The following is a 13,600-nucleotide window of genomic DNA, read 5'->3' as shown; positions in this document are numbered from 1 at the left end:
ATCAATTAATAGCATTTAATCCTTTGCTATCTAATTGTATTTTTGATTATTTTTTTATTTATCACCTGATAATAAGAAAGTTTTTTATCAGGGTTTTGTAATGAAATTGTGATTTAAATCCTAAAATTCAATTAATCATCTCATGGTCTATTATTCTGGGTTGGATTTTTCTATTTAGCATATTATGCTTGTCTTCGTATATTTCTTATCAGCAGGTGGCAGAATGAAAGTCCTTATTTTAGGCAGTGGTGTTATTGGCGTCACCAGCGCCTGGTATCTGGCTCAGGAAGGTCATGAAGTGATCGTCGTGGATCGTCAGCAGAGTGCTGCCGAAGAAACGAGTGCAGGTAATGCCGGGCAAATTTCACCCGGGTATTCAACTCCCTGGGGTGCTCCTGGTATTCCGTTAAAAGCGTTTAAATGGCTGTTCCAGCGCCATGCTCCGCTAGCCATTCGCCCTGATGGTTCATTATTTCAGTTGCGCTGGATGTGGCAAATGCTGCGCAATTGCGATGCTGACCATTATGCGATGAATAAAAGCAGAATGGTGCGTCTGGCTGAATATAGTCGTGACTGTATTAAGCAGTTGAGAGCGGATACAGGTATTCAGTATGAGGAGCGTCTTGGGGGAACATTACAACTGTTCAGAACTGCTAAGCAGTTTGATAGTGCAGCCAAGGATATTGCGGTACTGGAGCAAGAGGGCGTTCCCTATCGATTATTGACGGCAGAACAATTAGCGTCAGTAGAGCCGGCTCTTGTCCACTCTTCCCATAAATTGACGGGGGGATTGCAACTTCCCAATGATGAAACCGGTGATTGCCAGATTTTTACCAAAGAATTAGCCAAAATGGCAGAAAAAGCAGGTGTCAGATTTATATTTAACAAGCAGGTTAAACAAATTCTGATGGATGGCGATAAGGTTAGCGGTATTCAGTGTGATGATGGTGTTATAACCGCTGATCAGTATGTGATAGCGATGGGGGCTTATTCCACCGAATTATTGAGAGGTCTTGTCACAATCCCGGTTTACCCTATGAAAGGCTATTCGCTGACAATGCCGGTTATGGATGAAACTCGTTCACCGACTTCAACGATCCTGGATGAAACTTATAAAATTGCTATTACGCGTTTCGATAATCGTATCAGGGTTGGTGGTATGGCAGAAGTCGTCGGTTTTAACTTGGACGTACTAAAAAGCCGTTGTGAAACACTAAAAATGGTCGTTGATGATCTTTACCACGACGGTGGTAATATTGCTGAAGCCTCATTCTGGGCTGGGTTACGTCCGATGACACCGGATGGCACACCTATTGTTGGTCCGACTAAATATGCTAACCTTTATCTGAATACCGGGCATGGCACATTAGGCTGGACGATGGCCTGTGGTTCAGGAAAGCTGTTATCTGACTTAATCTCAGGCAAAAAACCTGATATTGCCGCGGATGATCTTTCTGTATTCAGATACACCGATGGGTTTAATACCAAAGTACTTCGGGCGAAGCATCGCTTACATACTGCGTAAAGTAAATTAGAAGGGGTCAGCATGCCACGTCCTATTTTGGCGACGATCCACCTTGATGCATTTCGCCATAACCTGGCAACGATCCGTCAGAAGGTTGGTCACAGTAAAATTTGGTCGGTAGTGAAAGCGAATGCATATGGGCACGGGTTGGACAGAATATGGCAATCACTCACGCAGACGGATGGTTTTGCTCTGCTTGATATGAATGAAGCTATTTATTTGAGAGAGCAGGGGTGGCAAGGGCCTATCCTGTTGTTAGAGGGTTTCTTCAAAGCCGAAGATTTGCAGATAATCAATAAATATAGTCTGACAACGACAGTCCATAGTCGCTGGCAGCTTCAGGCAATAGAAGAGGCAGAATTCGATAAACCTGTAGATGTCTATTTAAAACTTAACAGTGGCATGAACCGTCTGGGTTTCACTCCCGATGAATATCCACAGATAGTATCAATGGCAAATGGGATACAGAATATCAGATCAGTCACTTTAATGACCCATTTTGCGAATTCCGATAATGAAATGGGCGTTAGCGAGCAATTTACAGTGGTTAAAGAGCTCAGAATGGATAATCTTTCACATTGCTTAGCTAATTCTGGTGCAATTCTATGGCACCCGCAAACACATCGCGATTGGGTCAGGCCGGGGATCATTCTATACGGGGCATCGCCCAGTGGGAAGTGGCGTGATATTGCAGGTTCGGGGTTGAGACCTGCGATGAGTCTGAAAAGTGAAATTATTGCGGTCCATGAACTGGCTAAAGGGGTAAAAATTGGTTATGGCGGCCGCTATACTACACAGTCTCCAACTCGAGTGGGTACTGTTGCATGCGGTTATGCTGATGGCTATCCTCGTCATGCATCAACAGGAACACCTGTTGTTGTTGATGGTATTCGCACCCGTGTGTTGGGAGCGATATCAATGGATATGATGACGGTGGATCTGACACCATGCCCTGAAGCCACAATCGGTAGCTCTGTTGAGCTATGGGGAGCAAAATTACCCGTGGATGAAGTCGCAGAGTTTGCTGGAACGATAGGTTATGAACTGTTGTGCGCTTTAGCCAGACGTGTTCCGGTGGTTGTTGATTAATGATAAGGGTTTATTATTTTATCAGGCATTTTTTCGTACCGCTTCCATGCAGTTTGAATCAATGCCTGTTCATCCCATTTTAATTCTGACCAATCAGTTATGTTCAACTTGTCTGGCGGCAACGAAGGACGACAGATAGCTTGCCGGGGTTCCCGTTTTTAGAATGCAAAGGACTACTGATACGAGCAGTTTCAACACAGACCATAGTTTTATAGCCTTCGTTTTCCATATCTTGCATGCTGCCTGATAATTCTGCTCCGGGATTCCAGCAAACGATATCACTGTGATGGTAGTGATGAATTTCGATGGTACGCTTCCATTGTTTATCACTAATTAGGCTGAAATCTTCTGGCTCGGTATAAATACGATCGGTTCGCCCCTGAAACGTTAGTTTTTCACTAGTCGATTGCTGTTTTTTGTTTGTTATCGAATCGATAAAGTGATGTCCTAATCCACTGACCTGAATTTTCTCTATATTGCTGATATTAAAGTAAGAGTGTAGAGCGCATGTGGTTTGATAATCTCCGTAGGATTCCAGCTCTATTTCACAGGTTTCACCTAATTTAAAACGGGCAATAAGTGTAAACTCATGTGGCCATAACTGTTTGGTATACTCGCTGTTTTGTAGTATGAACATCAAAATGACACCATTTTCATGTTCATGATGCCCTTTGAATTCCCACGGTAAAATTCGGGCGAACCCATGATTCGGCGCGTCCTGAGGCCCAAACCACGGCCAACAGATAGGGATACCACCACGGATGGCTGTTCCTGCACGGAATTTTGTATTATTACTTAACCATAATACTGGCTTTTCACCACTGGGTTGCCATGCCATAAGGTGTGCGCCCTGAATACTGATTGCGCTGCGGACTTTAGGGTGAGTAATTACAATTAATGGAAATCCATCAATATCCCGTTGACTGATATGAGGAGATATCTGCTTTACAATTGGCAAAGAGAAAATTTTATCAAGCATCATCATGACCTTATATAAACTTGTATTGATGGTTAATGAAGGCAAGAATAGCCTATTGTGAAAGAGTGGTAAAATAAAAGCCACCGTAAAAGGTGGCTTATTGAACAATGATTATACCCGTTATCTTTCAGGTTGAGGTTTTGTTGTCTGCAACCTGAAATTTATAAGGTAGATAAGTTCAGTTATTTAGAAATGTGTGCGACCAGATCCAGAACTTTGTTTGAGTAACCTGTTTCGTTGTCATACCAAGAAACCAGTTTTACAAAGTTATCGTTCAGTGCGATACCTGCTTTTGCGTCGAAGACAGAAGTCAGTTTTTCGCCGTTGAAATCGGTGGATACAACGTCATCTTCGGTGTAACCCAGAATGCCTTTCAACTCGCCTTCAGCAGCTTCTTTGATTACTTCACAGATTTCTTTATAAGTTGCTGGTTTTTCCAGACGTGCAGTCAGGTCAACAACAGAAACGTTAGGAGTAGGTACACGGAAAGACATACCAGTCAGTTTGCCGTTCAGTTCAGGAATAACTTTACCTACTGCTTTTGCAGCACCGGTAGAAGATGGAATGATGTTTTGTGCCGCACCACGGCCACCACGCCAGTCTTTTGCAGAAGGGCCGTCAACAGTTTTCTGAGTAGCTGTTGTTGCGTGAACAGTTGTCATCAAACCTTCAACGATGCCAAATTTATCGTTGATAACTTTAGCCAGTGGAGCAAGGCAGTTAGTTGTACAGGATGCGTTGGAAACGATGTCCTGACCTGCGTAAGCGCTGTGGTTAACACCCATAACGAACATTGGGGTATCGTCTTTTGAAGGACCAGTCAGGACAACTTTTTTCGCGCCGGCAGCGATGTGTTTACGCGCAGTTTCGTCAGTCAGGAAAATGCCGGTTGCTTCAGCAACAACATCAACACCTACCTCGTTCCATTTCAGGTTAGCTGGGTCTCTTTCAGATGTAACGCGGATGGTTTTGCCGTTAACAACCAGATGACCGTCTTTAACTTCAACTGTACCTTTGAAGCGGCCATGGGTTGAATCGTATTTCAGCATGTAAGCCATGTAATCTGCATCTAACAGGTCATTGATTGCAACGATTTCAATGTCAGAACGCTCTTGTGCAGCACGGAAAACAATACGGCCAATACGACCAAAACCGTTAATACCTACTTTGATAGTCATAGTATTCCACCAGCTATTTTTTAGTGAATTAAAAGTTGTTTCTAAAGTTACCAAAATCTTGCCAGTCGTCAAGCGGAATCGTGTCAACAATTGAAAAAGATCAATTTAAAAACCACTATCTGGATATCCGTTATACAACTGTAACAATCTTTACGCTCACCATTATCGGGGTATAAGGAGATATTTAAAGTTACCATTAATGAGATATGTGAGATTTATCACAATTAGTAAAGTAAATCATCATGTTGAATGGGTTAAAATGCGATTTAACAGTTTAATATTTGCTTTTTGTTGTTTTCGGTACCTTTTGTTGAAAATACTGGCCTTAAAAGGTGGTTACTATGGCTAAAGATATCTCTTCTCCTCTTGAGCAGCTCAGTGAAATGCAGCGTTATGTGACGCAAGAAGCAGGTACAGAGCCGCCATTTTCAGGAAAGCTGTTGCACAACAAAAAAAGTGGTATTTATCATTGCCTGTGCTGCTCTCAGCCACTTTTTGTTTCCGACACAAAATTTGATTCCGGGTGTGGGTGGCCAAGTTTTTATCAGCCGATTAATGATAAATCCATTAATTACATTGATGATTATTCTTGTGGTATGCATCGGATCGAGGTGCGTTGCAGCCATTGTCAGGCACATTTGGGGCATGTTTTTCCTGATGGCCCTAAACCTACAGGAGAGCGTTTTTGTATTAATTCGGCTGCATTGCGCTTCATTGATGAAGATTCAGGAGAAGAAACTGCCGGTTAATATGATGAGTGGTGACACTTTTTGACCAAATATGATGCGAATTGGTAAGTGATATAGAATCGATTCAGCTAGTGATGCTAGTATGATAGTTTTAAGGAAATAATAGCCTTAAGGAAATACCGATGAATGTAGATGATTTACTTTCTGCCATGACACCCGAGATTTACCAGCGACTGGTTCAGGCCGTTGAATTAGGGAAATGGCAGGATGGTGTTGCATTAACTCCAGAGCAAAAAGAGCATAGCCTGCAAATGGTCATGCTTTGGCAAGCCAGACATAATCATGATCCGGAACATATGACGATTGGCACCGATGGCCAAATTGCCGTAAAAAGTAAACAAGAACTGAAGGCGATGTTTCAGTCAGAGATGGTTGCCAGGTTGAAGCCGCAATCAGAAGAATGAATCAGTAAATTAAATCGGTAGCCTCGTTCTCCCCTATTGATTGAGCATAAAGAACGAGGCTAATCTGATTTCTGATATGTAGTTATAGTGGTCAACGGGTTAAAAATATTTTTATGCACGTATATTAAAAAAGGGTAGCTATCTCTTTCAATGAAGTAAATTTGGCACCTTTAGCCGCCATTTCCTCAATTGCCTGCTGGCTGTCATCCGCGTGAATATTAACCCCCCGGCAGCCTTCTGTAATGACGTAAGTTTCATACCCGTGTTCTAAGGCATCTAATACGGTAAATTTTACGCAGTAATCGGTAGCGATACCAAGAATAAGCAGGCGATTGATATGCTGCTCTGATAGCCAGCCATGTAATCGGGTTGCATTTTTACGGTCGTTATCGAAAAATGCGCTGTAACTGTCTATCTGTGGATTTTCACCTTTACGGAAAATCTCCCCTATAGCAGCTTGGTTTAAGGCTGGATGAAAATCTGCGCCAGATTGCCCCTGTACACAATGTACAGGCCACCATATTTGAGGGATACCGTTCAGTACGCCTAACTCACCAACTGGTTGGCCTGAATTCACTGCAAAGCTCATATGATTAGACGGATGCCAGTCCTGACTTGCAATGATGCTGATATTGTACTGCTGACACAATTGAATAGCTTCATTTGCTACGGTGATAACTTCTTCGCTCTCTTTTACCGCCAGTGTGCCACCTGTACAGAAGTCATTTTGTAGATCGATAAGTAATAGTGCGGTTTTCATTCTATTCCTCAATTCATACTTTCGTCTTATAGTCGGCCCGTTAATATTTTGAATATGCTTATTATTTGTCGGAGTAACTCAATTCTCCGCGTAGATTTTGTTGCATCAGAGAGCGAATTTCTTCGGTTTCATAGTTCTGGCTTAACAGGTAGTGAAGTTTTGTCAGGGTTGCTTCAAATGTCATATCGTAGCCGCTGATCACACCTGATGCAGTCAGTGCATGACCGTTAGCATAACCTTCCATATTGACCCTTCCGGAAATACATTGTGTTAAGTTGATTACAATGATTCCTCTTTCAGTCGCTTCTTTTAAGATTCTTAATAAATCAGGGCGTTGAGGAGCATTGCCGACACCATAAGAACGCAAAATCAATGCCTTGACAGGCTGCATCAGGATATTTTCAACTACTTGGCTGGACAGCCCCGGATAGATAGTGACTACGCCAATTGGCTGTGAGCTGATTTGATGTACAACAAAATCGCCATGCCCAACGGGTAGTGGAGCGGTATTAAATGTCCGGATATTGATACCGGCTTCGATAAGCGGAGGGTAATTAGGAGAAGAGAAGGCATCAAAACCGTCAGCATGGGCTTTGACAGTTCTGTTCCCTCGATACAATTTGTTGTTGAAAAACAGGCTGACTTCATTGACGGGATAGTTGGCTGCCAGATACAGGGCATTGAGCAAATTTGTCTGACCATCTGAACGCAGTGCTTCCAACGGAATCTGTGACCCTGTCACGATAACTGGCTTGTTAAGATTTTCAAACATGAAAGAGAGGGCTGAAGAGGTAAAAGCCATGGTATCTGTACCATGCAGGATCACAAACCCATCGTAATCATGGTAATTCTGATAAATATCACTGGCAATAATTCCCCAATCATCTGGACTCATATCAGAAGAATCAATAAGGGGATGATGCTCACGGATAGTGAATGTTGGCATTTCTGGGCGGTGAAACTCGGGCATTTTTGTCAGCTGCCGCTGTAAATGACCGGAAACGGGAATATAACCATTGGGGGAATGCTGCATCCCAATTGTTCCACCCGTATAAACAACATAGATAGATTTCTTCTGCATGGTCGTAACCCAATAACAGTACTTTAATAAAATTCTCTGCCGATTATAGGGAGTATGAGGAATAAAAAAAGCCTGATATTGGTATATATTAATCAGGCTTTATATTTAATTGTGATTATCACGTTATGGTGATGAATTCTTAGCGGATATCGCTACAGTTCAGGCAATAAGCATAAATATTTTGTGGATCATTCATGCGGCTATAAAATACCGCCTGCTTTTTCATATCCTGTGCTGCCTGAGCAAATGGAGCTGGCAACATTGACTGTAAAGTATTTGGCATAATTGCCTGTGCTGATGAAGAAAATCCCAGCATCAGTTTTTCAGTAAATGAAAGTTCAGGCTGCATCCAGCTTAACGCTGCGGTTTTAAGGCCTGCCAGTTCAGCGGCTTTCTTAACGGCGTCATCGAAATCGCCTAACTGATCAACCAGACCATTCTTTTTAGCATCACTACCACTCCAGACACGGCCTTCAGCGATTTTTTCAATTTCAGCGGTTGTTTTGTGGCGAGAATCTGCTACCAGCCCGATAAACTGGCTATAGCCGTTTTCAATCGACATTTGTATGACTTCAGAAAACAGAGGATTTATCCCTTTTGTTGTAGAAATATCAGCCAGTGGATAAGTTGAAACACCATCTGTATTTACGCCAAGATAATCAAGACTTTTTTCAAAAGTAGTGATAGTACCGAAAACACCAATTGAGCCAGTTAAGGTATTCGGGGAGGCGATAATATAGTTAGCCGGTGTGGAAACCCAGTAACCGCCTGATGCAGCAAGCCCTCCCATGGAAACAACAATCGGCTTTTGATTGATCTTTTTACCATTTACATCAGTACCTTCCCGAATAGCCACCAGCTCACTGCGGATAAGTTCAGATGCGCTGATACTGCCGCCGGGGCTGTTTACTCGCAAGATAATGGCTTTAATATTAGGGTTCAGGCGAGCTTCGCGTAGTTGTTCTGCGATGGTATCACTGCCAGCTATACTGCCGGATTGTTTGCCATCCATGATTTCCCCTTCAACTACAATCACTGCAATATTACCATCGTTCTGATAAGCATCTCCGATGGGTTTTTTAGCAATATAATCACTGATAGTGATGTAGTTGAAATGCTGGTTTTTCTTATCCCAGCCGAATTTCTTTTCCAGCTTTTGTTCAATGACGTTCAGAGGCGCGATTCTATCTACCAGACCATTCTGGAGAGCATAGAGAGCACTGTTCCCACCTGCTTTACGGAGTTTTTCAATAAATACTGAAGGTTCAGGAAGTACCTGACTGATTGGGATTTTTCTATTGGTGGCAATATCCTGTCGGTAATTATTCCAAAGTTCATTCAGCCAGAGGGAATCCGCTGCACGGGCAGCATCCGACATATCATTCCGCATCATTGGCTCTACGGCTGATTTGTATGTACCGACACGGAAAATATGGGTAGAAATTTTCAGGTTTTCTAATAATGATTTATAGAACAAATGATTATTTGAATAACCTTTAAGTGAGACACTGCCTTGAGGGGTAAGGAGTATTTTGTCAGCATAGCTGGCTAAATAGTATTGTGGCTGGCTGTAGCTCTGCCCGATAGCTGTAACGGATTTACCTGAGCTTTTAAATTCGTTGATGACTTTGCCGATATAAAGCATTGATGCCTGATCAGCTCCTGCAAAATCATCCAGTTTCAACACCATACCGGTAATTTTGGTGTCATTTTTTGCCCGTCGAATACTATCAACAATATCAAATAGCGAAGTTTGTTGAGTACGAGTGCTGGAAGGATAGACAAGATCCCAGCCTAATTGATCCAGCGGATTGCGGGCAGATACCCGATCAACGATAGTACCAGATAAATTGACGTATAATGCTCCACCATAATCACTATCATCTGCCGGGAACTGTTCTTTATAAATAAGAACGCCAGTGGCAACCAATACAATTAATACAATAAACAATAGATTGGAAATAAATTGGCGAGCGAAGTTTAGCAGTTTCCAACTCCATTTAAGTAGCCCTGCTATAAGCCTCCATAAAGTATGCATACTATCTCCGATGATGAGATCAAATAAGATTATCCTAATCAGCTAACTGATAAATGTCAGCCAGAAATCACGAAAATGACTGAAAAAATAATATTTACACTTTCATTCGGTAACGAATAAACAGAGAATGTTCGGTCGTGATAGATTATCTTATTCAGGAGGAAACATATGAAAGCTTTGGAACTCTTATTGAATCGTCGTTCTGTTTCACGTTTAACTACTCCGGTTCCTGCGGGGGATGAATTGCAGAATATCCTTGCCGCTGGGATGAGAGCCCCAGACCATGGAGCATTGCGTCCCTGGCATTTTATTGTCATGCAAGGGGAAGGAATTGATAAATTCAGCAAATTGCTAGAACAGGCAGCAATTAATGGTGAAATGGGTGAAGATGTGGCAGAAAAAGCAAAAAATGCCCCTTATCGTGCACCGATGATTATTACTGTTATTGCTAAAGTAATTGAGCATGTAAAAGTGCCAGAATGGGAACAGGTTGTAGCAGCAGGCTGTGCAGTACATGCTATGCAAATGGCAGCCGTGGCTCAAGGATTTGGTGGAATATGGCGTTCTGGTTCTTGGACAGAAGACTCAACAGTCAGAGCCGGACTGGGGTGTGAAGAGCACGACAAAATTGTTGGGTTCCTCTATCTGGGTACACCAGAGCTTAAATCACCAATGAAAGTCTCTTCACCAGATTTAACTGATTTTGTCAGTTATTTTTAAAAATTACTGTTAGAGTTAATAGATATATCATTACCTGATGTGGTGGGTAGGATAAACACCACTACATCAGCTTATCCCATTAATTTATTGCCTAGGTGAACTGAATTAACCACACTCAGACAGGGCATTGATTGAAGTTGTTACAAATTCCATGCGTCTTTTTATTGCTGAAAAACCTAGCCTCGCACGTGCTATTGCCGATATTTTACCGAAACCTCATCGTCGGGGAGATGGGTTTATTGAGTGTGGTGATAGTCAGGTTGTTACCTGGTGTGTAGGTCATTTGTTAGAACAAGCTGAGCCAGATGTATACGATAGCCGTTATGCACGTTGGGTCTTGGCTGATTTGCCAATTATTCCTGAAAAATGGCAGTTAAAACCACGAGAAGCGGTTGCTAAACAGCTCAATACGATTAAATCTCTTTTGGCAAGGGCTGATGAAGTTGTTCATGCCGGAGACCCGGATCGCGAAGGGCAGTTGCTGGTGGATGAAGTGCTGGATTTTTTGCAGCTGGAAGACAATAAAAAGCAGAATGTCCAACGTTGTCTGATCAACGATTTAAATCCTCAGGCAGTACTTAAAGCCGTTGATCGTCTGAGGAGTAACCGGGAATTTATTCCCCTGTGTGTTTCAGCTTTAGCCAGAGCAAGAGCTGATTGGCTTTATGGGATCAATATGACCCGAGCTTATACATTATTAGGTCGGAATGCTGGTTATCAAGGGGTTCTATCGGTTGGTCGAGTGCAGACTCCAGTATTGGGCTTGGTTGTTCGCCGTGATGAAGAAATAGAACATTTTGTACCAAAGGATTTCTTTGAGGTTAAAGCTCATATTATTACCCCGAAAGAAGAGCGGTTCACCGCTGTATGGCAGCCCAGTGAATCCTGTATTGATTTTCAGGATGAAGAAGGGCGAGTTATTCACCGGCCTTTAGCAGAACATGTAGTAATGCGCATTATGGGGCAGCCTGCCTATGTTTCTGCCTATCAGGATAAACGGGAATCAGAAACAGCGCCTTTGCCATTTTCTCTTTCTTCATTACAGATCGAAGCAGCCAGACGTTTTGGCCTGAGTGCTCAGGATGTTCTGGATATTTGTCAGCGGCTGTATGAAACCCATAAATTGATTACATACCCGCGTTCAGATTGTCGTTACCTACCAGAAGAACATTTTGCGGGTCGTCAGGCTGTTTTAAACGCTATTTCGGTACATGCCAGCCATTTGTTGCCTCAGGATGCGCTTGATACGGAAAAAAAGAATCGTTGCTGGGATGATAAAAAAGTTGATGCACATCATGCAATTATTCCTACAGCGCGAAGCAGTCAGGTTAAGTTGACAGAAAATGAGCAGCATATTTATGGATTGGTAGCCAGACAGTATCTGATGCAGTTTTTCCCGGATGCTATATTCCGGAAATGCACAATTGAACTGGATATTGCTGGTGGAAAGTTCATTGCCAAGGCTCGCTTTTTGGCAGAAGCCGGCTGGCGAACTTTATTGGGCAACAAAGAACGTGATGAGGAAAATGAGGGCACACCACTGCCGATTGTTGCTAAAGGTGATGAACTGTTATGTGAGAAAGGAGAAGTCGTGGAAAGGCAGACTCAGCCACCACGTCATTTCACCGATGCCACTTTATTATCTGCTATGACCGGTATCGCCAGATTTGTTCAGGATAAAGCGCTGAAAAAAGTGTTACGGGCAACAGATGGTTTGGGAACGGAAGCAACAAGAGCCGGAATTATTGAATTATTGTTCAAGCGGGAATTTCTGTATAAAAAGGGACGATATATTCATGCAACACCAGCAGGTCGTGCGTTAATTCATGTTTTACCTGATATGGCTGTCTTGCCTGATATGACCGCACAGTGGGAATCCAAACTAACTCAAATCAGTGAAAAGCAATTCCGTTATCAGGATTTTATGTCGCCTCTTCATGAAACATTGCAACAATTGATTTGGCAGGCAAAGCAGTATAGAAATTTGAAAGCTTTCAGGGATCTGCCTCCTGCTCCTGTGAAAGGAAAAAAAGGTAAAGGTAAGCAAGCTAAAACCAAGCAGACAAATAAAGCTGAATAATTTAAGAAATAAAGAGAGAAGAATACAGCACCGAAATTGTACGATGCTGTATTTTATTTTAAATCTTAAATTCAGCCCAGACTGGTGCGTGATCGGAAGGTTTTTCCATGGCGCGGATATCATAATCAATACCAGCAGAGAGGCATTTTTCTGCTAATGGCTGGCTTGCAAGCAGCAAGTCAATGCGAAGTCCACGGTTATCGTTAAACCCTTTTGAGCGGTAATCAAACCACGAGAATTGGTCACTGATTTCCGGATGATGAGCCCGGAATGTATCAACCAGCCCCCAGTTTTTTAGGCGTTCCATCCATTCTCTTTCTTCAGGCAGGAAAGAACATTTCCCGGTTTTTAACCAACGTTTCTGATTATTCTCTCCTATTCCAATATCTAGGTCAGTCGGGCTGATATTCATATCGCCCATAATGAGAATATTGGATCCAGGAGATTGATTTGTTTCCAGATAGCTTTGCAGATCCTGATAAAATTTTGCTTTTGCAGGGAATTTTATCTCATGAGTACGGCTTTCACCTTGTGGAAAATAACCGTTAATCACAGTCAGTAAGCCGGAAGGAGTTTCGATATCTGCCATGATAATGCGGCGTTGAGCATCATCATCGTCAGTTGGAAAACCTTTCCTGACAGCTATCGGCTGTTGGCGAGTCAGTAGGGCAACTCCATAATGAGATTTTTGACCGTGATAGAAGATATGATAGCCAAGTTGACTGACTTCTTCTAAAGGAAACATTTCATCATGAACTTTTGTTTCCTGTAATCCGATAACATCAGGTTGATGTTGTTCAACAATCGCAGCAAGTTGGTGAGGACGCGCCCGCAGTCCATTAATATTGAATGATACAAATTTCATATCGTTATAATCACCTAAATAATGTTTTTCTTTTCAATCTTATCAGATATAAATAAGAATGTAACCATTTATTAAATAATAATTTTAGGCAGATTATCTAGATGTTTCACTATTTTACTCATATATGTAATG

The 13,600-nt window shown here is 42.3% G+C and carries 12 protein-coding genes; 6 read left to right on the top strand and 6 right to left on the bottom strand.

The window, feature by feature from the left end:
- Positions 1 to 223: 223 nt before the first annotated feature.
- Together AACX38_RS01030 and alr are read left to right on the top strand one after the other, a co-directional pair.
- The gene (locus AACX38_RS01030; RefSeq protein ID WP_099121504.1) at positions 224 to 1,525 is read left to right on the top strand and encodes a D-amino acid dehydrogenase; all 1,302 of its coding nucleotides are present in this window, start codon (positions 224 to 226) and stop codon (positions 1,523 to 1,525) included.
- A 21-nt stretch (positions 1,526 to 1,546) separates the two neighbouring features.
- Positions 1,547 to 2,614 (top strand): alanine racemase, encoded by a 1,068-nt coding sequence (gene alr / locus AACX38_RS01025; protein WP_228865534.1) that lies wholly within the window; start codon positions 1,547 to 1,549, stop codon positions 2,612 to 2,614.
- A 103-nt stretch (positions 2,615 to 2,717) separates the two neighbouring features.
- On the opposite strand, the gene AACX38_RS01020 is transcribed toward alr, so the two are convergent.
- The gene (locus AACX38_RS01020; RefSeq protein WP_228865533.1) at positions 2,718 to 3,593 is read right to left on the bottom strand and encodes a D-hexose-6-phosphate mutarotase; all 876 of its coding nucleotides are present in this window, start codon (positions 3,591 to 3,593) and stop codon (positions 2,718 to 2,720) included.
- A 182-nt stretch (positions 3,594 to 3,775) separates the two neighbouring features.
- Complete coding sequence (gapA, locus tag AACX38_RS01015) at positions 3,776 to 4,771, bottom strand: glyceraldehyde-3-phosphate dehydrogenase (protein WP_228865532.1); 996 nt, start codon at positions 4,769 to 4,771, stop codon at positions 3,776 to 3,778.
- Positions 4,772 to 5,112: 341 nt separating this feature from the next.
- Between gapA and msrB the strand changes: the two genes are divergently transcribed.
- Both msrB and AACX38_RS01005 read left to right on the top strand, forming a co-directional pair.
- Positions 5,113 to 5,520 carry a peptide-methionine (R)-S-oxide reductase MsrB gene (msrB, locus tag AACX38_RS01010; RefSeq protein WP_228865531.1) on the top strand — a complete coding sequence of 136 codons (408 nt, stop codon included), beginning with the start codon at positions 5,113 to 5,115 and terminating at the stop codon, positions 5,518 to 5,520.
- Positions 5,521 to 5,642: 122 nt separating this feature from the next.
- A complete protein-coding gene (locus AACX38_RS01005; protein WP_228865530.1) occupies positions 5,643 to 5,924 on the top strand; it encodes a YeaC family protein in 282 nt (93 codons plus the stop codon).
- A 124-nt stretch (positions 5,925 to 6,048) separates the two neighbouring features.
- On the opposite strand, the gene pncA is transcribed toward AACX38_RS01005, so the two are convergent.
- From pncA to sppA, 3 genes are all read right to left on the bottom strand, one after another.
- Positions 6,049 to 6,684, bottom strand: coding sequence for a bifunctional nicotinamidase/pyrazinamidase (gene pncA, locus AACX38_RS01000; RefSeq protein ID WP_228865529.1), 636 nt, complete (start codon positions 6,682 to 6,684; stop codon positions 6,049 to 6,051).
- Between the two features lie 61 nt (positions 6,685 to 6,745).
- Positions 6,746 to 7,765 (bottom strand): asparaginase, encoded by a 1,020-nt coding sequence (gene ansA / locus AACX38_RS00995; RefSeq protein WP_228865527.1) that lies wholly within the window; start codon positions 7,763 to 7,765, stop codon positions 6,746 to 6,748.
- 139 nt (positions 7,766 to 7,904) lie between these two features.
- On the bottom strand, positions 7,905 to 9,803 hold the full coding sequence (gene sppA / locus AACX38_RS00990) for a signal peptide peptidase SppA (protein ID WP_228865525.1): 1,899 nt from the start codon (positions 9,801 to 9,803) through the stop codon (positions 7,905 to 7,907).
- Between the two features lie 168 nt (positions 9,804 to 9,971).
- On the opposite strand from sppA, the gene AACX38_RS00985 reads away from it, so the two are divergent.
- Both AACX38_RS00985 and AACX38_RS00980 read left to right on the top strand, forming a co-directional pair.
- Entirely contained in the window at positions 9,972 to 10,523 is a 552-nt protein-coding gene (locus AACX38_RS00985; protein ID WP_228865524.1) for an NAD(P)H nitroreductase, read from the top strand.
- Between the two features lie 151 nt (positions 10,524 to 10,674).
- A complete protein-coding gene (locus AACX38_RS00980; protein WP_228865522.1) occupies positions 10,675 to 12,603 on the top strand; it encodes a DNA topoisomerase III in 1,929 nt (642 codons plus the stop codon).
- 58 nt (positions 12,604 to 12,661) lie between these two features.
- Here AACX38_RS00980 and xthA read toward each other — a convergent pair whose 3' ends face one another.
- Entirely contained in the window at positions 12,662 to 13,468 is an 807-nt protein-coding gene (xthA, locus tag AACX38_RS00975; RefSeq protein WP_228865519.1) for an exodeoxyribonuclease III, read from the bottom strand.
- Positions 13,469 to 13,600: the final 132 nt, after the last annotated feature.

Source organism: Xenorhabdus sp. PB30.3, assembly GCF_963895965.1.
Classification (GTDB): Bacteria; Pseudomonadota; Gammaproteobacteria; order Enterobacterales; family Enterobacteriaceae; genus Xenorhabdus; species Xenorhabdus stockiae.
The sequence above is the reverse complement of the archived record's forward strand: the minus strand, read 5'-3'. Positions and strand labels throughout refer to the sequence as shown.

Coding starts and splice junctions, on each gene's coding strand:
- AACX38_RS01030 (WP_099121504.1), top strand. CDS start 224: ATGAAAGTCCTTATTTTAGGCAGTGGTGTTATTGGCGTCACCAGCGCC.
- alr (WP_228865534.1), top strand. CDS start 1,547: ATGCCACGTCCTATTTTGGCGACGATCCACCTTGATGCATTTCGCCAT.
- AACX38_RS01020 (WP_228865533.1), bottom strand. CDS start 3,593: ATGCTTGATAAAATTTTCTCTTTGCCAATTGTAAAGCAGATATCTCCT.
- gapA (WP_228865532.1), bottom strand. CDS start 4,771: ATGACTATCAAAGTAGGTATTAACGGTTTTGGTCGTATTGGCCGTATT.
- msrB (WP_228865531.1), top strand. CDS start 5,113: ATGGCTAAAGATATCTCTTCTCCTCTTGAGCAGCTCAGTGAAATGCAG.
- AACX38_RS01005 (WP_228865530.1), top strand. CDS start 5,643: ATGAATGTAGATGATTTACTTTCTGCCATGACACCCGAGATTTACCAG.
- pncA (WP_228865529.1), bottom strand. CDS start 6,684: ATGAAAACCGCACTATTACTTATCGATCTACAAAATGACTTCTGTACA.
- ansA (WP_228865527.1), bottom strand. CDS start 7,765: ATGCAGAAGAAATCTATCTATGTTGTTTATACGGGTGGAACAATTGGG.
- sppA (WP_228865525.1), bottom strand. CDS start 9,803: ATGCATACTTTATGGAGGCTTATAGCAGGGCTACTTAAATGGAGTTGG.
- AACX38_RS00985 (WP_228865524.1), top strand. CDS start 9,972: ATGAAAGCTTTGGAACTCTTATTGAATCGTCGTTCTGTTTCACGTTTA.
- AACX38_RS00980 (WP_228865522.1), top strand. CDS start 10,675: ATGCGTCTTTTTATTGCTGAAAAACCTAGCCTCGCACGTGCTATTGCC.
- xthA (WP_228865519.1), bottom strand. CDS start 13,468: ATGAAATTTGTATCATTCAATATTAATGGACTGCGGGCGCGTCCTCAC.